Here is a 21,611-nt window from a genome sequence, read left to right on the forward strand (position 1 = left end):
TTGCTCTTATCCCTTCACGATCCGGCGGCAATGAACCAGCGCCGCTTCAATCAGGTTCTCGCTCGCTTCCGGCGTGCGGAAGGCCGAATGCGCCGACAACGTCACGTTCGGCAGCTTCGTCAGCGGATGATCGCCGGGCAGCGGCTCGATGTTGAAGACATCAAGGCCGGCGTGGCGAATATGGCCGGACTTCAGCGCCTCGATCATGGCGGCCTCGTCGACAACAGCGGCGCGGGCGGTGTTGATGAGAATGACGCCGCGTTTCATAGCAAGGATCTTCTCGCGCGTGATCATGCCGCGCGTCTCGTCGTTGAGCAGCAGGTGCAGCGACACCACGTCGCTTCTCGCCAGCACGCTGTCGAGATCGGTAAATTCGACCCCCGGATAGCTCTTCGGCGAACGGTTCCAGGCGATCACCTTCATGCCGCTGCCGGACGCGATGCGCGCGACCTCCGCGGCGATGCCGCCGAAGCCGATCAGGCCGAGCGTCTTGCCGGTGAGCTGCATGCCGTCCTCCCGCAGCCAGTTCCCGGCGCGCATCTCGCGGTCCATCATCGCAATGACGCGGGCCGACGCCCACATCAGCGCGATCGCGGATTCCGCAACCGCCGTGTCGCCGTAGCCCTTGATCAGATGCACGGAGATGCCGAGCTCGGCGAGCTCTTCCGGATTCATGTAGCTGCGCGCGCCGGTACCGAGGAACACGACGTGCTTCAGCCCGGTGCATTTCTTCGCGACTTCGGTCGGCAGTGCGGTGTGGTCGACGATCGCGATCTCGGCGCCGTCGAGAATATCAGGATATTGCTCGGGCGTGATGTCGGGATTCCTGTTGATCCGCACCTTGGGATCGCCGGGCTTCTCCAGCCGCTCCATGATCACGGCCAGCGATTCATTGGCGTCGACGAAAACTCCGCGCATGGTTCTCTCCGCTCAGGATGCGACGCCGGCGACTGCCAGCACGGTATGCATGAGGACGTTGGTGCCCGCGGCGCAGTCGCCCTGCGTCGCATCCTCCAGCTCGTTGTGGCTGATGCCGTCCTTGCAGGGCACGAACACCATCGCCGCCGGCATGATCGTGTTGAGGTTGCAGGCGTCGTGGCCGGCGCCGGAGGTGATGCGGCGCGAGGAATAGCCGAGCGTCTTCGCGGCGTTCTCGACGGCAGCAATCAGCTTCGGATCGAAATGCGTCGGCGGCTTGCGCCATACCAGATCGATCTTGACCTCGACCTTGCGGCGCGCGGCGATCTCGGCGATTGCCGCCCGCAGATCGCGGTCGAGCGCATCCATGATGGCGCCATCGGCACTGCGGCAGTCCATGGTGAAGGCGATCTCGCCGGGAATGACGTTACGCGAGGGATTGGCGATGACGGCCTCGCCGATCGTGCCGACGGCGTTCGGTCCGTGCTTCGTCGCAATCGACTCCATCGCCAACACGATCTCCGACAAGGTCGCCAGCGCGTCGCGCCGGAGCGGCATCGGTGTGGAGCCCGCATGGCTCTCGAAGCCGGAGATCTTGCCGTCGTACCAGAGCACGCCCTGGCCGGAATCGACCACGCCGATGGTCTTGCCTTCGGCTTCCAGGATCGGCCCCTGCTCGATGTGCAGCTCGACGAAGCAGCCGAGCTTCTGGAAGCCGACCGGCTTGGCCCCGCGATAGCCGATGCCGTCGAGCGCCTGGCCGACGGTGGTGCCCTCGGCGTCCTTGCGCGACAAAATGTCGTCTGTGGTGAAGTCGCCGACATAGGCGGCGGAAGCCATCATCGCCGGTGCGAAGCGCGAGCCTTCCTCGTTGGTCCAGTTCACGACGCAGATTGGCGCCTCGGTTTCGATGCCGGCATCGTTCAGCGTGCGGATCACCTCCAGCGCGCCGAGCGTTCCCAGGATGCCGTCATACTTGCCGCCGGTCGGCTGGGTGTCGAGGTGCGAGCCGATGCCGACGGGCAGCTTCGACATGTCGCGGCCCTTGCGCAGGCCGAACTGTGATCCGAGCGCGTCGACGTGGACTTCCAGTCCGGCATCCTCGCAGGCCTTGCGGAACCAATCGCGCACCTGCTTGTCTTCACGGCTCAACGTCAGCCGCCGCACGCCGCCTTTGGCCGTCGCGCCGAATTGCGCGGTCTCGTGGATGGAGCCCCACAGGCGGGCGGAATCGATTTGCAGGTTGGTCGCGGCTCGGCTCATGCGGTCGTTCTCTCTTTTGTCCGGCGCCTTTTTCAATGACGCGCCTGTGCGGGCGCGTCAACCGCGAGGCTGCTCTGCGCAATTTGCCGTGCAAGCTCGGCGACGCGCTCCACGGCGACGACATCAGGCGAGGCCAGCCAGCTCGCGGTGAAGGTCAGCGGCGCGATGGAAAGATCGGTGTCGAGCAGCTGCAGCCGTCCGTCGGCGAGTTCGTTCTCGACGATGGCGTCGGGGATCACGGCGATGCCAAGGCCCTCGACCGCCATGTGGATAACGGTCGCCAGCGAAGCGGACGCATGCAGGCGGATCGGCGGCAGCTCCGGCCGGTCGAACACCTCGCGCACGACCTCGTAGGGCTTGGTCTTGCGCGGGAAGGTGATGATCGGAAACCGCGCGAGGTCCGCCGGCGTCACCGGGCCCTTGCCGAGCCCGAGCGACGGACTTGCGAGGAAGCCGATCGGATAATCGGCGAGCACGCGGTTGTGCACGCCGGAGGCGGACAGCGGTCCGACCACGAAGGCGAGCTCGATCTCCTGTGCGAGAAGGCGCGCGGTGAGGTTCGGCGTGATATCGACCTCGATCTCCAGCGACAGGTTCGGATAGACCTCGTTGACGCTCTTGACGAGCCGCGGCAGCCAAGTGTGCACGATGGTCTCGGCGACGCCGAGCCGCATCACGCCGCGCATCGCGGAAGCATCGCCGATCTCCGCCATCATCGCAGCGCGCAGGCCGATCAGCTTCTCCGCGTAGACCATCATCTGTCGGCCGCTCGGGGTCGGGGAGGCGATGCGATGATCGCGGTTCAGGAGCTTCACGCCCATCTCGCGCTCGAGCTGGGCGATGCGCTGGGAGATCGCCGGCTGGGTGGTGTTGAGGCGTTGCGCGGCGCCACGAAAGCTGCCGAGCTTCACGACCCATAGGAATGTCTCGATCGACCTGAAGTCCAGCATTGGAAGGATTTTCCAAATCGATAAATCAGATTTATCGAGATTGATTAGAAACGAAGATTAGACTTTATAGCACGCTTGGTGTTGGCTTGTCTTTGTCGAGTTTATAGGCAGGTCGATCACATGACTGTTTTGGTGGCAGCGCAGCAAACTGAAACACCAGACGCCCTCCCGAGCCGCAGGGCCCGGCTCGCCTACCGCGAGGGGCTGGTCGCATCCACCGCCGGCGCCGCCCCCGGATATGTCCAGGGCAATCTGGCGATCCTGCCGGCGGAATATGCCGGTGCGTTCCACCGCTTCTGCCAGCTCAATCCCAAGCCGTGCCCGATCATCGGCATGTCCGATGTCGGCAGCCCTTACATCCCCTCGCTCGGCGCCGATCTCGACATCCGCACCGACGTTCCGCGCTACCGCGTCTGGCGCGACGGCGAGGTCGTGGACGAGCCCACCGACGTGAAGAGCTACTGGCGCGACGATCTCGTCACCTTCGTGCTCGGCTGCTCGTTCTCGTTCGAGGAGGCGTTGCTCGAGGAGGGCATGCCGATCCGCCACATCGAGAAGAACGTGCGCGTGCCGATGTACCGCACCAACATCGCCTGCGGTGTATCAGGTCCGTTCGCCGGTCCCATGGTGGTGTCGATGCGTCCGTTCAAGCCGGCCGATGCGATCCGCGCGGTGCAGATCACCTCGCGCTATCCGGCCGTGCACGGCGCGCCCGTGCATCTCGGCCATCCGCATCTGATCGGCATCAAGGATATCGCCAAGCCCGACTACGGCGATCCGGTGCCGGTCGCCGACAACGAGATCCCGGTGTTCTGGGCCTGCGGGGTGACGCCGCAATCGGTCATCAACGCCGCGAAACTGCCGTTCGCGATCACGCATTCGCCCGGCCTGATGCTGGTGACCGATCTCAAGAACAGAAACATGGCCGTGATTTAGTGGGCAGCGTCTGCTGCTTCTTCGGGCTTTACCGCATCCACCAATCGCTTCATTCGATCAGCCGAAATTCAGTAACAGGGGACTTTGCCATGACGATCACTCGCCGCGACGTGTTGTTGGGGGCCACCGCCACTGCCGCCCTAGTGCCGCTGGCAGCGCGCGCACAGAGCTCGGAAGTCGTGATCGGCGTGATCTATCCCTTCTCCGGCGGCAGCGCGCAGCAGGGCGTCGACGCGCAGAAGGCCTATGAGACCGCGCTCGAAGTCATCAACAAGGATAGCGATTTCGACCTGCCGCTGGCAAAGGGCGAAGGCCTGCCGGGCCTCGGCGGTGCCAAGATCCGTCTCGTGTTCGCCGACCATCAGGCCGATCCGCAGAAGGGCCGCGCCGAGGCCGAGCGCCTGATCACGCAGGAGAAGGTCTGCGCCGTCATCGGCACTTACCAGAGCGCGGTGGCCGTCACCGTCAGCCAGATCTGCGAGCGCTATCAGGTCCCGTTCCTGTCCGCCGACAATTCCTCGCCGAGCCTGCACCGCCGCGGCCTGAAATATTACTTCCGCGCCTCGCCGCACGACGAGATGTACTCGGCTGCGATGTTCGACTTCTTCGACGCCATGAAGAAGAAGGGCACCAAGATCGAGACGCTGTCGCTGTTCCACGAGGACACCATCTTCGGCACCGATTCCGGCAATGCCCAGACCAAGATCGCCGGCGAGCGCGCCTATAAGATCGTCACCGGCATCAAGTATCGCGCCAACTCGCCCTCGCTCTCTGCCGAGGTGCAGCAGCTCAAGACCGCCAATGCCGACGTGCTGATGCCGTCGAGCTACACCACCGACGGCATCCTCCTGGTCAAGACCATGGCCGAGCTCGGCTACAAGCCGAATGCGATCGTGGCGCAGGACGCCGGCTTCTCCGAGAAGGCGCTCTACGATGCCGTCGGCGACAAGCTCGAAGGCGTGATCTCGCGCGGCACCTTCTCGCTCGACCTCGCGCAGAAGCGGCCGATGGTCGGCAAGATCAACGAGATGTTCAAGGCCAGGTCCGGCAAGGATTTCAACGACCTCACCTCGCGGCAGTTCATGGGCCTGATCATCCTCGCCGACGCCATCAGCCGCGCCAAGTCGACCGACGGCGAGAAGATCCGCGACGCGCTGGCCGCGACCGACATCCCGGGCGAGAAGACCATCATGCCCTGGAAGCGCGTCAAGTTCGACGAGATGGGCCAGAACAACGACGCCGATCCGGTGCTACTGCAATATGTCGGCGGCAAGTTCGTCACCATCTTCCCGCCGCAGGCCGCGATCGCCGAGGCGATCTGGCCGATGAAGTAAGCGCTGCGGGGGCAGCGGAGCAGGCGGGGTGGGAAGCAAGCTGCTCCCACACCGTCATTGCGAGGAGCGAAGCGACGAAGCAATCCAGACTGCTTCCTTCGAAACATTCCTGGATTGCTTCGCTTCGCTCGCAATGACGAAGCCTGTCGTGACGTTTCGAACGGGGGACCAGAGTTGACAGCCCAAGCCATTATCCAGAGTCTCGCGAGCGGCCTCCTGATGGGCCTGCTCTACGGATTGATCGCGGTCGGCCTCGCGCTGATCTTCGGCCTGATGGACGTCACGAACTTCGCCCATGGCGAATTCCTGATGATCGCGATGTATCTGTCTTTCTTCCTGTTCGCGTTCTTCGCCATCGATCCGCTGTTGTCGGCCCCGTTGGTCGCCGCGGCACTCTTCATATTCGGAGCGGTCGTCTACCTGCTCCTTGTACGTTTCGCCATGCGGGCCAAGGCCAACGCCGGCATGGTGCAGATCTTCACCACCTTCGGCCTCGCCATCGTCATGCGCGGCCTTGCGCAGTATTTCTTCACGCCGGACTATCGCAGCATCCCACAATCCTGGCTCGGCGGCAAAACCATCTCGGTCGGCGGAATCTTTCTGCCGGAGCCGCAACTGGTCGGCGCGCTGGTCTCGATCGCCGCTTTTGCAGGTCTCTACTTCTTCATCCACCGAACCGATTTCGGCCGCGCGATCGAAGCGACCCGCGAGGATCCCGGTGCAGTCGCGCTTGTCGGCATCGACAAGAACCGCGTGTTTGCATTCGGCTGGGGGCTCGGCGCCGCGCTGGTTGGTCTCGCCGGCGCGATCATGGCGGTGTTCTTCTACATCTATCCCGACGTCGGCGCGTCCTTTGCGCTGATCGCCTATGTCACGGTGGCGCTCGGCGGCTTCGGCAGCGTGTTCGGCGCCTTCGCCGGTGGCATCATCGTCGGTCTCGTCGAAGCGGTCACCGCGCTGGTGCTGCCGCCGTCGCTGAAATCGGTCGGCATTTACTCGGTCTATCTGCTGGTCGTCTTCATCCGGCCGCGCGGCCTGTTCGGATCGATGTGATGGACAAGGATTTTGCAGCGCGGCGCCGCCGCGACCTCATCATCGCCGCAGCGCTCGCTACCATTGCCGCGCTGACGCCGTTGTTCGTGAAGGACGTCGTCGTCCAGAACATCCTGATCCTGACACTGATGTATGCGGGATTGTCGCAGAGCTGGAATATCCTGTCCGGCTATTGCGGGCAGATCTCGCTCGGCCACGCGCTGTATTTCGGCCTCGGGGCCTATACCACCGAGCTGCTGTTCACGAAGTTCGGCGTGCTGCCCTGGTTCGGCATGCTGGCGGGCGGGGTGGTGTCGGCGCTGATCGCGATGGGGCTCGGCTATCCCTTCTTCCGCCTCCGCGGCCATTACTTCGTGATCGCCACCATCGTCATCGCCGAAATCGGCTTGCTTCTGTTCCACAACTGGGAATGGGCAGGCGCTGCGATGGGTATCACCATTCCGATCCGCGGCGACAGCTGGCTGAAATTCCAGTTTCTGCGCACCAAGCTGCCCTACTTCTATTTCGCGCTGGCGCTGTGCTGCCTCGCCTGGTTCGTGACATGGTGGCTGGAAAACTCCAAGTGGGGATTTTGGTGGCGCGCCGTCAAGGACAACCCGGAGGCGGCCGAGAGCCTCGGTGTCGACGTGTTCAATTCCAAGATGGGTGCGGCCGCGGTCTCCGCCTTCCTTGTCGCCGTGGGCGGCAGCTTCTACGCCCAGTTCGTCTCCTACATCGATCCGGAAAGCGTCATGGGCTTTCAGTTCTCGCTGCTGATGGCGCTACCGGCCGTGCTCGGCGGCATCGGCACCCTGTGGGGGCCGGTGTTAGGGGCGGCCATCCTGATCCCGCTGACTGAGCTGACGCGCTTCAAGTTCGGCGGCTCGGGGCGGGGTGTCGACCTCATTGTCTACGGCACGCTGATCGTTCTGATCTCGCTGGCCCTGCCGCGCGGCCTGCTGAGCCTGTTTTCACGCCCGAAGAAGACGGGAGCTGCCCGATGAGCGCGCTGCTCGAAACCCGCGGCGTCTGGCAGCGCTTCGGCGGCCTCGTCGCCAACAGCGACGTCTCGATCTCGGTCGGCCGCGGCGAGATCGTCGGCCTGATCGGCCCGAACGGCGCCGGCAAGTCGACGCTGTTCAATCTGATCGCCGGCGTGCTGCCGCCGACGCAAGGCTCGATTTGGTTCGACGGCGAGGACGTCACCCGCATGCCGGCGGCGATGCGCTGCCGGCGGGGCATCGGCCGCACCTTTCAGGTCGTGAAGAGCTTCGAGACCATGACGGTCATAGACAACGTCATCGTCGGTGCCCTCGTGCGTACCACCGTGATGCGCGAGGCGCGCCGCAAGGCGCATGAAGTGCTGGAGTTCACCGGCCTTGCCGCGCGCGCCGACGTGCTCGCGAGCGACCTCGTGCCGGCCGAGAAGCGCCGGCTCGAAGTCGCCCGTGCGCTCGCGACCGAGCCGAAACTGCTGCTGCTCGACGAAGTCCTCACCGGTCTCACGCCGACCGAAGCGCAGACCGGCGTGGCGCTGGTGCGCAAGGTGCGCGATGCCGGCATCACCGTGCTGATGGTTGAGCATGTCATGGAGATCGTGATGCCGCTGGTCGATCGCGCCATCGTGCTCGACCTCGGCAAGGTGCTGGTCGAGGGCAAGCCCGCCGACGTCGTGCGCGATCCCAAGGTGATCAAGGCATATCTGGGAGATCGTCATGCTGTCGGTGCGTGAAGTCACCACCGCCTATCAGGGCCTGGTCGCGATCTCCGCGGTCTCGATCGAGGTCCAGAAGGGCGAGATCGTCTGCGTCGCCGGCGCCAACGGCGCAGGCAAGTCGACGCTGCTGAAATCCATCGCCGGCGCCGAGCGTCCGCGTTCCGGCACGGTGACGTTCGACGGCAAGCGCCTCGACGGCATGGCGCAGCATCACATCACGGCCACCGGCATCGCCTATGTGCCGGAAAACCGCCGCCTATTTCCGCGTCTGTCGGTGCGCGACAACCTTCGCCTCGGCAGCTATCTCTACAGGGGCGAAGCGAACCGCGAAGAGCCGCTCGATCTCGTCTTCAAGCTGTTTCCGCGCCTTCAGGAGCGCCTGGAGCAGCGCGCCGAGACGCTCTCCGGCGGCGAGCAGCAGATGCTCGCGATCGGCCGAGCGCTTATGACCCGCCCGCGGCTGTTGATGCTGGATGAGCCGTCGCAGGGCATCATGCCGAAGCTGGTCGACGAGATCTTTCAGGCCGTGAAGCTCATCCGTGACTCCGGCATGACCGTCCTAATCGTCGAGCAGCGCATGGCCGAGTGTCTCGAAATCGCTGACCGCGCCTACATCCTGCAGACCGGCCGCGTGCTGATGCAGGGCTCGGCGGCGGAGATCAAAGGCAATCCGGATGTGCGGAAGGCGTATCTGGGGCTGTAGCTCCGAGCGTGCTACCGTAGCCCGGATGAGCGCAGCGATATCCGGGGCAGGTGGTCACGCATGTCGCTTCGCTCATGCGGGCTACGCTTTCTTCGCCGCGGAAGCGGCCTTCAACATTTGCTCGACGATTCCATCAAATTCGCTTTTGGCAATCGGGTCTGCCTTGCCGATCTCGTCATATGCCGGGCTTGTCTCTGGCCACCAACGATAGTGACGCCCGGCCCGATCAAGGACCCGGGCCGCTGCTTCAACCTCTGCGTCCGTCGGGCTCGTTGCCTGCATCGCTACATGCTCGTGCCCATGCTCCGGCAGTGTCACCCCGAACACCTTCACCAGATCTGTCACCTGCTCCGGCGATAGGTACCGCGGGTTCATCCCGCGCAGCAGCAGGTACAACTTGGCCGTCTCCTCCAGCTCCTCCGTCGCGAACACCGCAGCTTCCAGCGTGTTGCTGGCGACGACCGGGCCGTGATTGGCGAGCAGCACGGATGAATATTTCCCAGCCAGCCCCTTGATCGCATCTGCGACCGCGGGATCGCCAGGGCGGTAATAGGGCACGAGCGCGGTGGCGCCGCATTTCATCAAATAATAGGCCGTCATCGGCGGCAGCGCGGCGCGCGGATCGATCTCGGGCAGCATCGACAGCGCCACCGAATGCGTGGAGTGCAGATGCACGATGGCCCGCGCGCCGCCGCGCGTGTCGTAGAGCGCATTGTGCAGCGGAACTTCCTTGGTCGGGGCATCGCCCGAAACCAGCCGGCCCTGCTGGTCCAGCCGTGATAGTCTTGCGGGATCGAGGAAGCCGAGCGAGGCGTTGGTCGGCGTCACCAGCCAGCCGCCATCGTCCAGCTTGACGCTGATATTGCCGGAGGAGCCCGGCGTCAGCCCGCGCTCGAACAGGGATCGTCCGAAGCGGCAGATGTCCTCGCGCAGCAATGTCTCATTGCTCATGGCCGTCATGCCTGCTTGTCTCACGCTTTGGCAGCGCGGCCAAGCCGTGTTATTCGGTTGCCAAGCTGCCGCAAAGGGCGGCCATCTGGGAAACGCTCGCAAGGGTCAGTTGCATATGTCCGCCTCCACCTCACAAAATCAGCGTATTGCCGTCGTCGGGCTCGGCTCGATGGGATTTGGCATGGCGACCTCGCTCAATCGAGCCGGCCATGTCGTGACCGGCTGCGACGTCTCGGCGGATGCCGTCGCGCGTTTCGTGAAGGACGGCGGCGCGGGGGCCAAGACGCCGGCCGAAGCGGCCAAGGACGCCGCTATCGTCGTCAGCGTGGTGGTCAATGCCGCGCAGACCGAAACCATCCTGTTCGGCAAGGATGGCGCCGCCGAGACCATGCCGAAGGACAGCGTGTTCGTCTCCTCGGCGACGATGGATCCCGACGTGGCGCGCCGTCTTGCCAAGCAGCTGGAGGCGACCGGCCGGCACTATCTGGATGCGCCGATCTCCGGCGGGGCGCAGCGCGCCGCGCAAGGCGAATTGACGATTCTTGCCTCGGGCAGCTCGGCCGCATTTGCCAAGGCGCGGCCGGCGCTCGATGCCATGGCTGCAAAGCTCTACGAGCTCGGCGATGCCGCCGGGCAGGGCGCTGCGTTCAAGATGATCAATCAGCTGCTCGCCGGCGTTCACATCGCCGCCGCCAGCGAAGCCATGGCGTTCGCAGCCAAGCAGGGCCTCGACATCCGCAAGGTCTACGAGGTGATCACGGCCTCGGCCGGTAATTCCTGGATGTTCGAGAACCGCATGCCACATGTGCTCGACGGCGACTACACGCCACGAAGCGCGGTGGAGATCTTCGTCAAGGACCTCGGCATCATCCAGGACATGGCGCGCAGCGCCCGATTCCCCGTGCCGGTCTCCGCCGCCGCGCTCCAGATGTTCCTGATGACATCGGCCGCCGGCATGGGCCGCGACGACGACGCATCGGTCGCGCGCATGTATGCGCAGGTCACCGGCGTCAAGCTGCCCGGCGACAAGTAACAGAGGATTTCCAATGCCCCGTTTCGCCGCCAATCTCTCGATGATGTTCACCGAGGTGCCATTCCTCGACCGCTTCGATGCCGCCGCGCAAGCGGGCTTCACCGCCGTCGAGTTCCTGTTTCCCTACGAGCATCCCGCCGAGGCCGTCGGCGAACGGCTCAAGCGCAACGGCCTGACCCAGGCGCTGTTCAACCTGCCGCCGGGCGACTGGAACGCCGGCGAGAAGGGCTTTGCTGCGCTGCCATCGCGCTTTTCCGATCTCAAGGCGAGCCTGGAGACGGCGCTGCCTTATGCCAAGGCGACGGGCGTCAAGCGCCTGCACCTGATGGCCGGCATCGCCAATCGCGGCGAGCGCGTCGCGATCGAGGCCTTCTACAAATCGGTGGCCTGGGCCGCCGAGTTCTTCGCGCCTCACGGCATCGATGTCGTGATCGAGCCGATCAACGCCCGCAACGTGCCCGGCTACTTCCTCAACGATTTCGGCTTTGCGCGGGATCTGATCCAGGAGCTGAGGCTTGCGAACCTGAAGCTCCAGTTCGACATCTATCACTGCCAGATCATCCATGGCGACGTCACCATGCGGCTGCGCGAGATGATGCCGATCATCGGCCACATCCAGATCGCGAGCATTCCCTCGCGCAACGAGCCAGACGGCGAGGAGCTGAACTATCCGTTCCTGTTCGATGAGCTCGACCGGCTCGGCTATGCCGGCTTCGTCGGCTGCGAATACAATCCGCGCGGCAAGACCACCGATGGCCTCGCCTGGTTCAAGTCCTATGCGGGAGTGAAGCCGTGACCCCAGCGTTGGGCTGCATCGCCGACGATTACACCGGCGCCTCCGATCTCGCCAACACGCTGACGCGCGCCGGCCTGCGCACCGTCCAGACCATCGGCATCCCTGCCGACGATCTGGCGCTGCCCGAGGTCGATGCCGTCGTGGTGTCGCTGAAGAGCCGCTCGATCGAGGCCGGCCTTGCCGTGTCGCGCTCGCGCGCGGCGGACAAATGGCTGCGCGGCCGCGGTGCGGGCCACGTGCTGTTCAAGATCTGCTCGACCTTCGATTCCACCGACGCCGGCAATATCGGTCCGGTCATGGATGCGCTGCGCGCCGATTGCGGCGAGGGAGCCGTGCTGGTGACGCCGGCCTTTCCGGAGACCGGGCGCACCGTCTATCAGGGCAATCTGTTCGTCGGCGCCGTGCCGCTCAGCGAGAGCCCGCTGAAGGACCATCCGCTCAACCCGATGCATGATTCCAACCTGGTGCGCGTGCTGGCGCGCCAGAGCAGCACGCAGATCGGCCTCGTCGATCTCGCCACCGTCGCGCGCGGCGCGGAGGCCGTGCGGGCGCGGCTGGCCGAGCTCGCCGCCAGAGGCATCGGTGCTGCGATCATCGACGCCGTGTTCGACCGCGACCTCGAGACCATCGGTCTCGTCGCCGCTGAACATCTTCTGTCGGTCGGCGCGTCCGGCATGGGCCTCGGGCTTGCGCGCGCGCTGGTGTCGACGGGCAAGGTGAAGCCGGCACCGAGCAGCGAAACCGGCGCGGCCGTCGGCGGCCTGGCGGCATGCCTTGCCGGCAGCTGCTCGCAGGCGACGCTTCAGCAGATCGCCAGCGCCGAACGCATCATGCCGGTGCTTCATCTCGATCCGGAGCGGATCGTCGCGGGCGCCGCTGAAGCGCAGCGTGCGCTGGACTGGGCGAGGCCGCGGCTTGCGGAAGGTCCGGTGCTGATCGCTTCGAGCGCGACGCCGGACGCCGTTGCGGCCGTGCAGGCACGCCGTGGCCGCGATGCCGCAGGCCACGCCATCGAGCAGGCCATGGCCGGCATCGCCGAGGGGCTAGTGCAGGCCGGCGTCCGTCGCTTGATCGTCGCCGGTGGCGAGACATCCGGCGCCGTGGTCGATCGGTTGAAAATTCCTGGATTTCTCGTAGGAGTAGAAATCGCGGCGGGAGTCCCGGTGCTGCGCGCGGTCGGTGCAAGCTCCGGCGAGATGTTGCTCGCTTTGAAATCTGGAAACTTTGGCGGTCCGGACTTCTTCTCCGACGCGCTTAGGCTCATGCGCTGAGCGCAGAGCCTCCTTAGTCCATCGTTCATTTCTTTCGGCTTCGGTACTCGTACGGAGCCGCAGTTAACATTTGCGCAGGTGCTCTGCGCTCAGATGTCGCCGCAGCTCCTCTTTGGTTGATTCTTAGAGCTTCGACGCGCATCCGCGCCAGCACAACGAGATCCGATTATGTTCGCCAACATTTCCATCCGCGCCAAGATCATCAGTGTCGTGGCATTCCTGCTCGTCGCGATGGCCGGCATGGGCCTGCTCGCCATCATGAAAATGCGGTCGATGAACGCCAACACGGTCGACATCACGATGAATTGGATGCCCAGCGTGCGGGTGCTGGGCGAGCTTCGGGCGAGCGTCATCACCTATCGCAACGTGGTCCGCCAGCACATGCTTTCCGACACGCTGGACGAGAAGCTCGCCAACGAAAAGACGGCCGTGACGGTGCTCGAGGCGCTTGCCAAATACCGCAGCCGCTACGAGCCGATGATCACCTCGCCGGAGGAGAGGGCGCTCTACACCCAATGGGCAAAGCTCTGGGACGATTACAAGAGGGGCACCGAAGAGGTGATGGCGCTCTCGCGCAAGGAAGCCGGCAAGATCCCACACGAGGCCCGGGAGCTGAATACGAAGACCGTCAACAAGCTCGGTCTTCAGGCAGACGAGGTCCTGACCAAGGACATCGAGCTCAACACCAAAGGCGGAGAACAGGCCGCTCAGGACGCCGCCGACAGCTACGCCTATACCTTCATGCTGGTCTCGGCAATTCTCGGCGCCGCCATCGTCATCGGCATCGCCGTCAGCTTCTATCTCGTCCGCGACGTCTCTAGCGGCATCAACTCGATCACCCTGCCGATGCAGGCGCTGGGCCGAGGCGACCTCTCCGCCGAAGTCCCGCATCGCGGCGAGAGGACCGAGATCGGCGCCATGGCCGACGTGCTCCAGATCTTCAAGGAGGCGTTGATCGCCAAGAAGGCCGCCGACGAAGCCGCCGCGGCCGACGCCGAAGCCAAGATCGAGCGCGGCCGCCGCGTCGACGACATCACCCGCGAATTCGAAACGATGATCGGCGAGATCGTCCAGACCGTGTCATCGGCCTCGACCCAGTTAGAGGCCTCCGCCTCGACCTTGACCGCGACCGCCGACCGCTCGCAGCGGCTGGCGACCACGGTGGCCAGCGCGTCGGAGGAAGCCTCCGCCAACGTGCAGTCGGTGGCCTCGGCGACCGAGGAGATGGCCTCGTCGGTCGGCGAGATCAGCCGCCAGGTGCAGGAATCGGCGCGGATGGCGGGCGATGCAGTCGGTCAGGCCCGTGCCACCACCGAGCGCGTCAGCGAATTGTCCAAGGCCGCCGCGCGCATCGGCGACGTCGTCGAGCTGATCAACACCATCGCCGGCCAGACCAACCTGCTGGCGCTGAACGCCACCATCGAGGCGGCGCGCGCCGGCGAAGCCGGCCGCGGTTTTGCCGTCGTCGCCTCCGAGGTGAAGGCGCTCGCCGAGCAGACCGCGAAGGCGACCGGCGAGATCGGCCAGCAGATCTCCGGTATCCAGGCGGCGACCAACGATTCCGTCGGCGCCATCAAGGAGATCTCCTCGACCATCGAGCGCCTGTCGGAGATCTCGTCGGCCATCGCCGCTGCGGTGGAAGAGCAGGGCGCCGCGACGCAGGAGATAGCCCGCAACGTTCAGCAGGCGGCGCATGGCACCCAGCAGGTGTCGTCCAACATCACGGACGTGCAGCGCGGCGCGACCGAGACCGGCACGGCCTCCTCGCAGGTGCTGTCCGCGGCGCAGATGCTGTCGAATGATTCGGGCCGGCTGAAGAACGAGGTCAGCAAGTTCCTGACCAACGTCCGCGCCGCGTAGACAGACGTGGGTTCCACAAGCAAGGGCGGCGCCATCGGCGCCGCTCATAGTTTTTCCTGCGCGCGTTGCGCTGTCGATATGCCCGTAGAATTGCGACGTACTCTTCAGCGAAAGCTCCGTACTACTGCGTAGCGTCGTTAAACCTAACAATCCTGAGCGACGGTAAGATCGTGGCGGAAGTCGTAGCACGATCGGAGCCGGTCCGGACCAGCAACTCCCGACCGTCAGCATTGGGGAGGATTTAATGTCTTGGATCAACAACCTTCGTATTTCCATTAAGGTTTCCGCCGTATTCGCGGCGATCTGTCTCGTCGTCGCCGGCAGCACCGCAGCCATCTACAACTCGCTGAGCGTAATGAATTCCACGGCGAAGATGACAGTGCATACCTATCAGGTGCTGGAGCAGCTTTCCGAGCTTGTCGGTGCGATGGTCAATCAGGAAACCGGCGTTCGCGGCTATCTCGTGTCTGGCGATGCCGGCTTTCTCGCTCCTTACGAAGCCGGGCTGAAACAATTTCAGACTGCGGCGGCCAAAGTCGGCAGCCTGACCTCGGACAACGCCACGCAGCAGAAGCGACTCGAGCAGGTCAAGGCGCTTGCCAACGACTGGGCAACCAACGTCGCGCAGCGCGAAATCGCGCTGATGAAGGATCCGGCAACCCAGGCGAAGGCGCGTGAGCTCGAGGCTTCCGGAGCCGGCAAGAAGTCGATGGATGGCCTCCGCGCCGTCGTCCAGGAAATGGACAGGGAAGAGCGGTCGCTGTTGTCAGTGCGGGCGGCTGCCTCCGACGCCGCCTCGTCCAGCGCCACCATGGCCATGCTGATCGGAGGCCTCGTCACCCTGCTGCTCTCGCTCGTGGGCGCCTTCGGCGTCGCCTTCGCGGTCACCCGCCCGATCCAGCGCATCACGACCGAGATGGGTGTTCTCGCGAATGGGGACACCTCGGTGATCGTATCGGGTATCGAACGCAAGGACGAGATCGGTGAGATGGCTCAGGCGGTCCAGGTGTTCAAGACCAATGCCATCGAGGTTGAGCGGCTGAAGGCGGAACAGGCTGAAACCGAGCGTCGCAATGCCGAGCAGCGCAAACGCGACATGGTCAGGCTCGCCGACGACTTCGAGAGCGCCGTCGGCCAGATCATCGGAACAGTGTCGTCGGCATCGACCCAGCTGGAAGCATCGGCCACCACCCTCACAGGTACGGCCGAGCGGTCCCAGAAGCTCGCGACCACGGTGGCCGGCGCTTCGGAGGAAGCCTCCACCAACGTGCAGTCGGTGGCCTCGGCGACCGAGGAGATGGCCTCGTCGGTCGGCGAGATCAGCCGCCAGGTGCAGGAATCGGCGCGGATGGCGGGCGATGCAGTCGGTCAGGCCCGTGCCACCACCGAGCGCGTCAGCGAATTGTCCAAGGCCGCCGCGCGCATCGGCGACGTCGTCGAGTTGATCAACACCATCGCCGGCCAGACCAACCTGCTGGCGCTGAACGCCACCATCGAGGCGGCGCGCGCAGGCGAAGCCGGCCGCGGTTTTGCCGTCGTCGCCTCCGAGGTGAAGGCGCTCGCCGAGCAGACCGCGAAGGCGACCGGCGAGATCGGCCAGCAGATCTCCGGTATCCAGGCGGCGACCAACGATTCCGTCGGCGCCATCAAGGAGATCTCCTCGACCATCGAGCGCCTGTCGGAGATCTCGTCGGCCATCGCCGCTGCGGTGGAAGAGCAGGGCGCCGCGACGCAGGAGATAGCCCGCAACGTTCAGCAGGCGGCGCATGGCACCCAGCAGGTGTCGTCCAACATCACCGACGTGCAGCGCGGCGCGACCGAGACCGGCACGGCCTCCTCGCAGGTGCTGTCGGCGGCGCAGATGCTGTCGAACGATTCCGGCCGGCTGAAGAGTGAGGTCAGCAAGTTCCTGACCAACGTCCGCGCCGCGTAAGACGCGGCCGTGGATTGATCAAACCAGGAGCGGTGCCAAATGCGCCGCTCTTTTTTTCTGCGGTAGCGTGATGTCGTCTGGCGGTAGGATCATGGGGAGCCGACCGTAAACATACGGGGCGCCCATTTCATGGATAGTTAAATTCGCCTTACGAGAATTGAGGGAAGACGCCTCGAACAGCGGCCGTCCTGTCTGGAATGAACGCATATCGCATTGTTTGGGGGCTCTGATGCGCAAGAATCTTCCCGTCACCACCGTTGAATATCCGGTCAGTGATGAGACGTTGATCGTTTCGCGGACCGATCTGAAGGGCAAGCTCACGTACTTCAACGAGGACTTCCTCGCGGCCGCCGGCTTCACGTCCGCGGAACTGATGGGCCAGCCGCACAATATCGTTCGTCACCCGGACATGCCGCCGGAGGCATTCGACAATCTCTGGGACACGCTGAAGGCCGGCAAGCCCTGGCTCGGCGCAGTCAAGAACCGCCGCAAGAACGGCGACTTCTATTGGGTGCTGGCGACGGCTTCTCCGATCCGCGAGAACGGCGAGGTCAAGGGCTATACGTCGATCCGCACCAAGCTGCCGGCCGACCAGCGCAAGCTCGCCGAAGAGGTCTATGCCGCCATCGGCGAGAAGAAGCCGCATGGCTATCGCATCGACGCCGGCATCATCCGCCGCCGCTCCTGGCTCGACCACTTCAGCATCTTTACCGGGACGCTGAAGGCGCGCCTGGTCACGATGATGGTGCTGCAGTCGCTGTTCATGCTCGCGCTCGGCATCGGTGGCGCGGTCGCCACCGGCGGTTCGACCAGCCTGATCCTGTCGCTGCTGGCTGTCGCCGGTGCGGCTATCGTCGGCTTCGCAGGCCTTGCGATCATGCGTGCTATTCAGGGACCGATGCGGCAGCTCAACGACACGCTGGTCAACCTCGTGCAGGACAAGCTTGACAATCGCATCGTGATCGAGCGCGACGACGAGATCGGCGAGGCGCTGCGCAACCTTCAGACCGTGCAGACCATCGTCCGTTTCAGCCGCGACGAGGTGCAGGCGGTGCAGCGCCGCGCCGAGGCGCAGCGCAAGGCCGACATGACCAAGCTTGCCGACGGTTTCGAGGCGGCGATCGGGGAAATCGTCGAGACCGTATCGGCCGCCGCGACCGAGCTCGAGGCATCGGCCTCGACCCTGTCCTCGACCGCGGGCCGGGCGCAGGAGCTGGCCACGGTGGTCGCGTCCGGCTCGGAGGCCGCCTCCAGCAATGTCCATTCGGTGGCTTCGGCTGCCGAGGAGATGTCGTCCTCGGTGCGCGAGATCGGGCGGCAGGTGCAGGATTCCTCCCGGATCGCCAGCGAGGCGGTCAGCCAGGCGCATGCCACCACCGAGCGTGTCAGCGAGTTGTCGCGGGCTGCGGCGCGGATCGGCGACGTCGTCGAGCTCATCAATGCGATTGCCGGCCAGACCAACCTCCTGGCACTCAACGCTACCATCGAGGCGGCGCGGGCTGGCGAAGCCGGCCGCGGCTTCGCGGTGGTGGCCTCCGAGGTCAAGGCGCTCGCCGAGCAGACGGCCAGGGCCACCGGCGAGATCGGCCAGCAGGTCGGCGGCATCCAGGCGGCGACGCAGGATTCGGTCAGCGCCATCGGGGAGATCAGCTGCACCATCGCGCGTCTGTCGGAGATCGCTTCGGCCATCGCGACGGCCGTGCAGCAGCAGGGCGCAGCGACCCAGGAGATCGCCCGCAACGTGCAGCAGGCCGCCCTGGGCACCCAGCAGGTCTCGTCCAACGTCGGCGACGTGCAGCGCGGCGCCTCGGAGACGGGATCAGCGTCCACGCAGGTGCTGTCGGCGGCCCAGATGCTGTCCCGCGATTCCAACCGCCTCAAGCTCGAGGTCGGCAAGTTCCTGAACTCGGTTCGCGCCGCCTGACTCTCGACCGCGTCGGAAAAACAGGCGCCGAAGGGCTGAGATCTCGTAGGGTGGGCAAAGGCGCTCTTGCGCCGTGCCCACCATTCTTTCCGGATCACACGAAGGCCGTGGGCACGCTTCGCTTTGCCCACCCTACGAGATCACGCCACCCGGCACTCGGGCACGTTATCTTCTGCCATAGCGATTTCGCCGAGCGAGCCGACCGGGGTGCGATCCATGGCGAGCAGATGCGCCAGCGTCGCGCCGTCGCTCGCCGGGACCCGCGCCAGCGTGCGGCGATCGTCCTCTGTCCGCAGCATCACGACGCCATGCTCGATATTGCCGCCGCGGCCGTAAAGCACGGTGAAGCTCTCGACCTTGCCCTTGCCCGTGGTCTCCGTGACGAACTCCGGCACCGCGCGCTTGTTGCGGTCCGCCTCGGCCTGCACGCTCGTTTCCTGCACCAGCGCCTCGCGCGGCGCCGTCTTCGACACCACCAGCGCGTGGTGCTTGGTGACGAAGCCGCCCTGGCCATAGAGCAGGCCGAGCTTGGCGCCGTCGCGCAGTCGCCGCACCATCGCGCAGGCCGCATGCGTCATGTAGGTGTTGAGCGGCGCGCCGAAGAAGGTGAGGCCACCGGTCACGGTCGGCTGCACGTCGGGGCCCAAGCCCAGCGTCCGCCGCGCCATCTTGGGCACGCAGGGGAAGCAGCTGTAGAGCTCGATCGCGTCGAAGGTCTTGCGGTCGCCGCCGGCGAGGTCCATCACGCTCTTGAGCACGGCATTCTGCGGGTGGCTCTCGTAAAACTGGTCGCGCATCAGATAGTCGCGCGGCTCTTCCGCCGAGGCACCGCCGAGCGGGTAGACCAGTTTGTCTTCGGCGATCCCGGCCGCGCGTGCCTTGGCGAGACTGGTGAGCAGCAGCGCACCGCCCATGTTGACGCTGGGATTGGCCACCATCAGCTTGTTGTAGGGCCAGGCGATCAGCCGGTTGTCTGCGGTCGGCGTCGTGATCTCCTCCGGCGCATAACGCCGCTTCAGCCAGGCGTATGGATTCTCCGCGGCGGCTTCCGAATAGCGCGACCACAGCGTGCCTGATTCCGCCATAGCTTCGCGCGGCGTCTGCCCCCAATGCGCCGAGGAGGCCGCCTCATAGAACGGATAGACGGTCACAGGCCGAAATACGCCGAGCTTCACTGCTAAGGGCTTCTGGAACGCCGCGCCGCGCTTGGGTTCCTCGACGTCATGGGCGAACGGCGTCCACGGCAGCTTGACGCCGGCGCGCTCCGCCTTGGTCGCGCTCGATTGCGCTTCCGCGCCGCACACCGCCGCAACGCTGCACTCGCCGCGCGCGATGCGCTTGGCCGCCTCGTGGATGTAGCGGATCGGGCTCTCGCCGCCGACTGGGCCGTAATAGCAATGCGCGGGCGAGATGCCGAGGCGCTCAGCCAAAAGCTGCTCCGGATCGCGATAGCGCCAGCTCAGGAAATTGACGACGTCGAGCGATTGCACCTCGCCGAGCAGCTTTGCGCCGGCGTCTTGTTCAGCCCGCCGCAGCGCCTGTTCGAGCAGGTCGAGCGGTTCGAGACCCTCGGCGATCTCCTTCGGGCGATCGACGATCTCGCCGATGCCGACGATGACGGGGATGCGGTCTTCGGGGATATTGGTCATTTCTTCTTGCTTCAGTTCACGATGTCAGTTGTTCGTCATTGCGAGCGCAGCGAAGCAATCCAGGATCTTTCCGCGGAGGCAGTCTGGATTGCTTCGCTGCGCTCGCAATGACAAGTGGGATCGTCACTCCGCCACCAGCGCATTCATGTGCTCGACGGCTTCGGCGAAATCCTGCTTGAACTCCTGTACCACCGCACCCGCCGATTTCACGCTGTCGATCAGGCCGACGCCCTGGCCGACGAAATAGCTGACGAGATCGCGCGCCTTGGCGTTGCCGCTTGCGGCGGCTCGGTCGATCGAATGGAAGGCGTCGCGGCTAATGATGCTTTGCAACGGCATCGGAAGCGCGCCCGGGCTATCCGGCGCGCGGTCCCAGGCGTCGGTCCAGACTGAGCGGAGCTGCCGGGCCGGCTTGCCGGTGCGGCCCTTCGAACGCACCGCATCGCGCGAGGATGCCGCGATCATCTTCTCGCGAAAGATCTCGCTTGTCTCGGACTCGACCGTGGCCAGCCACACCGAGCCGGTCCAGGCGCCGGCCGCGCCCATCGCCATGCAGGCCGCCATCTGCCGTCCCGTCATGATGCCGCCGGCCGCCAGCACCGGCACGTCGCGGATCGGCTTGATCGCCTTGATCACCTCCGGCACCAGCACCATGGTCGAGACCTCGCCGCAATGGCCGCCGGCCTCGGTGCCCTGCACCACGAGGATGTCGACGCCGGCCGCGACCTGGCGCAGCGCGTGCTCCTTGGCGCCGACCAGCGCTGCGACCGGCACGCCATGCTTCTTGCCCATCTCGATCATCGCCTTCGGCGGCACGCCCAGCGCATTGGCGATCAGGCGGATCGGATGATTGAAGGAGACCTCGAGCAGCTGAAGCGCGGTCTTGCCGTCGAACGGCTGCGGCTGGTTGTCCGCGACCTCGGTGGTGGTCAGCTCGATGTCGTACTTCTTCAGGAGATCGCGCGTGTAGTTGCGGTGCTCCTGCGGCACGCGCGCTTCCAGGCTCTTCCAGGTGACGTCCTTCTCGCCGGCTGTCGAGATGTTTTCCGGGATGAGCACGTCGATGCCGTAAGGCTTGCCGTCGACGTGATCATCGATCCACGTCAGCTCACGCTCGAGCGTGTCCGGCGTATGCACGGTCGCGCCCAGCACGCCGAAGCCGCCGGCGCGGCTGACGGCGGCAACGACGTCGCGACAATGGCTGAAGGCGAGCAGCGGGAATTCGATCCCCAGCATGTCGCAGATCGGCGATTTCATGGCTCTCTCCCGGCGGCAGGCTTCGCATTCTCGTTGCTTTCGCTGGCAAAGCAAAGTGACGCTAGCGGATCGATGACATGCCGG

At 65.1% G+C, this 21,611-nt stretch carries 17 protein-coding genes and 1 pseudogene; 12 read left to right on the plus strand and 6 right to left on the minus strand.

The genetic code is table 11. The features are described 5' to 3' along the window. Window positions 1–6: 6 nt before the first annotated feature. Genes I6F36_RS16280 through I6F36_RS16290 form a run of 3 tightly spaced genes read right to left on the minus strand, consistent with a single transcriptional unit; the run spans window position 7 to window position 3,131 of the window. Window positions 7–918, minus strand: a complete 912-nt coding sequence (locus tag I6F36_RS16280) for an NAD(P)-dependent oxidoreductase (RefSeq protein ID WP_225139555.1) — start codon at window positions 916–918, stop codon at window positions 7–9. A 12-nt stretch (window positions 919–930) separates the two neighbouring features. Next, entirely contained in the window at window positions 931–2,181 is a 1,251-nt protein-coding gene (locus I6F36_RS16285; RefSeq protein WP_225171760.1) for a Zn-dependent hydrolase, read from the minus strand. Window positions 2,182–2,213: 32 nt separating this feature from the next. Continuing rightward, complete coding sequence (locus tag I6F36_RS16290) at window positions 2,214–3,131, minus strand: LysR family transcriptional regulator (RefSeq protein ID WP_036004923.1); 918 nt, start codon at window positions 3,129–3,131, stop codon at window positions 2,214–2,216. 120 nt (window positions 3,132–3,251) lie between these two features. Between I6F36_RS16290 and I6F36_RS16295 the strand changes: the two genes are divergently transcribed. The 6 genes from I6F36_RS16295 to I6F36_RS16320 all read left to right on the plus strand — a co-directional run bounded on the left by I6F36_RS16295 (window position 3,252) and on the right by I6F36_RS16320 (window position 8,853). Continuing rightward, window positions 3,252–4,067 (plus strand): putative hydro-lyase, encoded by an 816-nt coding sequence (locus I6F36_RS16295; protein ID WP_225171761.1) that lies wholly within the window; start codon window positions 3,252–3,254, stop codon window positions 4,065–4,067. A gap of 89 nt (window positions 4,068–4,156) precedes the next feature. Further along, entirely contained in the window at window positions 4,157–5,401 is a 1,245-nt protein-coding gene (locus tag I6F36_RS16300) for an ABC transporter substrate-binding protein (protein ID WP_225171762.1), read from the plus strand. Between the two features lie 174 nt (window positions 5,402–5,575). Next, window positions 5,576–6,454 carry a branched-chain amino acid ABC transporter permease gene (locus I6F36_RS16305; RefSeq protein ID WP_036004931.1) on the plus strand — a complete coding sequence of 293 codons (879 nt, stop codon included), beginning with the start codon at window positions 5,576–5,578 and terminating at the stop codon, window positions 6,452–6,454. Next, window positions 6,454–7,437: a branched-chain amino acid ABC transporter permease gene (locus I6F36_RS16310; RefSeq protein ID WP_036004933.1), complete on the plus strand. Its 984-nt coding sequence runs from the start codon at window positions 6,454–6,456 to the stop codon at window positions 7,435–7,437. Before I6F36_RS16305 ends, I6F36_RS16310 begins: the two co-directional genes overlap by 1 nt. Beyond that, on the plus strand, window positions 7,434–8,165 hold the full coding sequence (locus I6F36_RS16315; RefSeq protein ID WP_036025702.1) for an ABC transporter ATP-binding protein: 732 nt from the start codon (window positions 7,434–7,436) through the stop codon (window positions 8,163–8,165). The genes I6F36_RS16310 and I6F36_RS16315 overlap by 4 nt, the downstream gene beginning before the upstream one ends. After that, window positions 8,149–8,853, plus strand: coding sequence for an ABC transporter ATP-binding protein (locus I6F36_RS16320; RefSeq protein ID WP_036025699.1), 705 nt, complete (start codon window positions 8,149–8,151; stop codon window positions 8,851–8,853). The genes I6F36_RS16315 and I6F36_RS16320 overlap by 17 nt, the downstream gene beginning before the upstream one ends. A 288-nt stretch (window positions 8,854–9,141) precedes the next feature. On the opposite strand, the pseudogene I6F36_RS16325 reads toward I6F36_RS16320, so the two are convergent. After that, window positions 9,142–9,813: pseudogene (locus I6F36_RS16325) on the minus strand (aldolase); the annotation flags it as partial. Window positions 9,814–9,919: 106 nt separating this feature from the next. Here I6F36_RS16325 and ltnD point away from each other — a divergent pair. The 6 genes from ltnD (at window position 9,920) to I6F36_RS16355 (ending at window position 18,621) form a co-directional block, all read left to right on the plus strand. After that, window positions 9,920–10,837, plus strand: coding sequence for an L-threonate dehydrogenase (ltnD, locus tag I6F36_RS16330; RefSeq protein WP_225171763.1), 918 nt, complete (start codon window positions 9,920–9,922; stop codon window positions 10,835–10,837). A gap of 13 nt (window positions 10,838–10,850) precedes the next feature. Beyond that, the gene (otnI, locus tag I6F36_RS16335) at window positions 10,851–11,633 is read left to right on the plus strand and encodes a 2-oxo-tetronate isomerase (RefSeq protein WP_225146079.1); all 783 of its coding nucleotides are present in this window, start codon (window positions 10,851–10,853) and stop codon (window positions 11,631–11,633) included. Beyond that, the gene (otnK, locus tag I6F36_RS16340; protein WP_225171764.1) at window positions 11,630–12,904 is read left to right on the plus strand and encodes a 3-oxo-tetronate kinase; all 1,275 of its coding nucleotides are present in this window, start codon (window positions 11,630–11,632) and stop codon (window positions 12,902–12,904) included. The genes otnI and otnK overlap by 4 nt, the downstream gene beginning before the upstream one ends. 168 nt (window positions 12,905–13,072) lie before the next feature. Continuing rightward, window positions 13,073–14,764 (plus strand): methyl-accepting chemotaxis protein, encoded by a 1,692-nt coding sequence (locus I6F36_RS16345; RefSeq protein WP_225171765.1) that lies wholly within the window; start codon window positions 13,073–13,075, stop codon window positions 14,762–14,764. A 244-nt stretch (window positions 14,765–15,008) separates the two neighbouring features. Next, complete coding sequence (locus I6F36_RS16350; RefSeq protein WP_074447502.1) at window positions 15,009–16,697, plus strand: methyl-accepting chemotaxis protein; 1,689 nt, start codon at window positions 15,009–15,011, stop codon at window positions 16,695–16,697. A 229-nt stretch (window positions 16,698–16,926) separates the two neighbouring features. Further along, entirely contained in the window at window positions 16,927–18,621 is a 1,695-nt protein-coding gene (locus I6F36_RS16355) for a methyl-accepting chemotaxis protein (protein WP_225171766.1), read from the plus strand. A 140-nt stretch (window positions 18,622–18,761) separates the two neighbouring features. Here I6F36_RS16355 and I6F36_RS16360 read toward each other — a convergent pair whose 3' ends face one another. Beyond that, on the minus strand, window positions 18,762–20,270 hold the full coding sequence (locus I6F36_RS16360; protein ID WP_225171767.1) for an acetyl-CoA acetyltransferase: 1,509 nt from the start codon (window positions 20,268–20,270) through the stop codon (window positions 18,762–18,764). A 123-nt stretch (window positions 20,271–20,393) separates the two neighbouring features. Next, window positions 20,394–21,527, minus strand: coding sequence for a nitronate monooxygenase (locus I6F36_RS16365; protein ID WP_225171768.1), 1,134 nt, complete (start codon window positions 21,525–21,527; stop codon window positions 20,394–20,396). Between the last annotated feature and the right edge of the window lie 84 nt (window positions 21,528–21,611).

Origin of the sequence: Bradyrhizobium sp. BRP19, from assembly GCF_020194195.1 — a bacterium.
GTDB classification, from domain to species: domain Bacteria; phylum Pseudomonadota; class Alphaproteobacteria; order Rhizobiales; family Xanthobacteraceae; genus Bradyrhizobium; species Bradyrhizobium yuanmingense.

Excerpts from the sequence above, each read along its gene's own strand:
- I6F36_RS16280 (WP_225139555.1), bottom strand. The coding sequence starts at position 918 with ATGCGCGGAGTTTTCGTCGACGCCAATGAATCGCTGGCCGTGATCATG.
- I6F36_RS16285 (WP_225171760.1), bottom strand. The coding sequence starts at position 2,181 with ATGAGCCGAGCCGCGACCAACCTGCAAATCGATTCCGCCCGCCTGTGG.
- I6F36_RS16290 (WP_036004923.1), bottom strand. The coding sequence starts at position 3,131 with ATGCTGGACTTCAGGTCGATCGAGACATTCCTATGGGTCGTGAAGCTC.
- I6F36_RS16295 (WP_225171761.1), top strand. The coding sequence starts at position 3,252 with ATGACTGTTTTGGTGGCAGCGCAGCAAACTGAAACACCAGACGCCCTC.
- I6F36_RS16300 (WP_225171762.1), top strand. The coding sequence starts at position 4,157 with ATGACGATCACTCGCCGCGACGTGTTGTTGGGGGCCACCGCCACTGCC.
- I6F36_RS16310 (WP_036004933.1), top strand. The coding sequence starts at position 6,454 with ATGGACAAGGATTTTGCAGCGCGGCGCCGCCGCGACCTCATCATCGCC.
- I6F36_RS16315 (WP_036025702.1), top strand. The coding sequence starts at position 7,434 with ATGAGCGCGCTGCTCGAAACCCGCGGCGTCTGGCAGCGCTTCGGCGGC.
- I6F36_RS16320 (WP_036025699.1), top strand. The coding sequence starts at position 8,149 with ATGCTGTCGGTGCGTGAAGTCACCACCGCCTATCAGGGCCTGGTCGCG.
- ltnD (WP_225171763.1), top strand. The coding sequence starts at position 9,920 with ATGTCCGCCTCCACCTCACAAAATCAGCGTATTGCCGTCGTCGGGCTC.
- otnI (WP_225146079.1), top strand. The coding sequence starts at position 10,851 with ATGCCCCGTTTCGCCGCCAATCTCTCGATGATGTTCACCGAGGTGCCA.
- I6F36_RS16345 (WP_225171765.1), top strand. The coding sequence starts at position 13,073 with ATGTTCGCCAACATTTCCATCCGCGCCAAGATCATCAGTGTCGTGGCA.
- I6F36_RS16350 (WP_074447502.1), top strand. The coding sequence starts at position 15,009 with ATGTCTTGGATCAACAACCTTCGTATTTCCATTAAGGTTTCCGCCGTA.
- I6F36_RS16355 (WP_225171766.1), top strand. The coding sequence starts at position 16,927 with ATGCGCAAGAATCTTCCCGTCACCACCGTTGAATATCCGGTCAGTGAT.
- I6F36_RS16360 (WP_225171767.1), bottom strand. The coding sequence starts at position 20,270 with ATGACCAATATCCCCGAAGACCGCATCCCCGTCATCGTCGGCATCGGC.
- I6F36_RS16365 (WP_225171768.1), bottom strand. The coding sequence starts at position 21,527 with ATGAAATCGCCGATCTGCGACATGCTGGGGATCGAATTCCCGCTGCTC.